Annotated in this window: 1 protein-coding gene; it reads right to left on the reverse strand. The window is 28.0% G+C overall.

Annotated elements, in window-relative coordinates:
• On the reverse strand, nt 1-1,052 hold a 1,052-nt coding region (gene tnpB, locus CAAU_RS05100), incomplete at its 3' end, for an IS200/IS605 family element RNA-guided endonuclease TnpB (RefSeq protein WP_040306011.1).
• Between the last annotated feature and the right edge of the window lie 93 nt (nt 1,053-1,145).

The raw sequence follows: 1,145 nt of genomic DNA on the forward strand, positions 1-1,145 counted from the left end.
TTTACATCTCTATCATGGACTGTCCTACATATTGGACATTCCCACTCCCTTACGTTTAAGTCTTTTACTTCTTCATTTTTATAACCACATACATTACATATTTGACTTGATGGATAAAACATATCTACTTTTACTATTGTTCTTCCATACCATAATGCTTTATATTCAAGCATGTTTACAAATTTTGACCATGCTACATCTGATATGGACTTTGATAGTTTGTTATTTCTTAACATATTCTTAACCTTTAAGTCCTCCAAAATTATAACTTGGTTTTCGTTTATAATTTTAGAGGACAACTTTTGCAAAAAATCTTTCCTTTGGTTTCTTATCTTCTCATGTATTTTGGCTACTTTCTTAGCTTGTTTCTTAAAGTTATTGCTACCTAATTGTTTTTTAGAAAGCTTCCTTTGTTCCTTAATAAGTCTTTTTTCTAACTTTATAAGATATTTAGGATTGGATATTTTGTTGCCTTCACTATCTATCAGAAAATGCTTTACTCCTAAATCTATACCGATTACTTTGTTAGTTTTAGACTTTTCTGTAGTTTTTTCTATACTACAACAAATTGAAACAAAATATTTCCCCGTTGGAGTTCTACTTATAGTTGCATTTAGTATTTTACCCTCTACTTCCATTGATTTTACAAACTTTACCCAGCCTAATTTGGGTAGTTTGATTTTGTTTCCTTTAATTTCAATGTTGTTATTTGTAAATGTTGTTCTATAGCTTTGGTATTTACATTTCTTTGACTTAAACTTTGGATAATTTGCTCTACCTTCAAAAAAATTCTTAAATGCTTTGTCTAAGTCTTTGAGCGAATTTTGAAGTGCAAACTTATCTGCTTCTTTTAGCCATGTATTAGTTTGTTTAAGTTTAGTTAAGTCAGCAGAACATTTGTTATAATTAAATGTTATCCCTTTAGTTTTATATTCTTCTTCTCTTTTAGCAAGGTAGTAGTTATATACAAACCTAACACAACCAAAGGTTTTATTTATGAGCTCTATTTGTTGTTTATTAGGATAAAGCCTAAATTTAAAAGCTTTTTCCATACTTTCACCTCATAGTTATTGTAACATATGTTGTTACACAAAACAAACTTTTTAACTAATATAAGTTGTAATACACAAATAATATATGTTATT

Origin of the sequence: Caloramator australicus RC3 (genome assembly GCF_000297115.1) — a bacterium.
GTDB lineage: Bacteria > Bacillota > Clostridia > Clostridiales > Caloramatoraceae > Caloramator > Caloramator australicus.